1 protein-coding gene is annotated in these 693 nt (G+C 44.2%); it reads left to right on the top strand.

Annotation, left to right across the window (positions count from 1 at the left end; translation table 11 throughout):
* On the top strand, nucleotides 1-674 hold a 674-nt coding region (locus tag HMPREF1546_RS19160), incomplete at its 5' end, for a restriction endonuclease subunit S (protein ID WP_021751807.1).
* Nucleotides 675-693 lie beyond the last annotated feature (19 nt).

The raw sequence follows: 693 nt of genomic DNA, 5'->3' as shown, positions 1-693 counted from the left end.
AGATAAACGATAATTTAGAGCAGCAAGCTCAGGCAATATATCATGAGCGTTTTGAGACTGTTTCGCCTAATGATTTGCCTTCCGACTGGCGTATTGTAACTCTTGGAGAGGTTGCGACGATCTCAAATAAGAGTTTCAACCCACTGAAAGAGCCTGAGATACTGCTTGAGCATTATAGCATTCCAGCTTTTGATGAGGCGAGGTTTCCGGTCTTTGAGCTATCCACATCCATCAAGAGCAATAAATTCATCATTGATGCCTCGTGCTTCATGATCTCAAAACTCAACCCAACAACGAAGCGTGTTTGGAAGCCGTATTGTCTGACCGGGAATGCAGTATGCTCTACGGAGTTCATCGTCTATAAAGCAAAAGATAAGACTATTACAGATTTCCTGTACTCAGTCATAGATAGCAATTCCTTTTCCGACTTTATGTGTAGTCATGTTACTGGCTCAACGGGCAGTAGACAAAGAACAACACCGTCGGACACGCTCTCTTATGAGTTAATTCTTCCTTCGGGGGACGAGCTGGCAGAGTTTCAATCTCTCGTTTCACCGATGTACGCGCAAATACGAATTAACGCCATCGAAAACGATAGACTCAAGCGACTTAGGGATAGTCTCTTGCCCAAGCTGATGTCCGGCGAGATTGATGTCTTCACCATCCAGCTCTAAGCCGCTAAATTATCGTTTA

Origin of the sequence: Oscillibacter sp. KLE 1745 (genome assembly GCF_000469445.2) — a bacterium.
Lineage (GTDB): Bacteria > Bacillota > Clostridia > Oscillospirales > Oscillospiraceae > Oscillibacter > Oscillibacter welbionis.
This window is presented reverse-complemented; position numbering and strand designations above follow the sequence as displayed.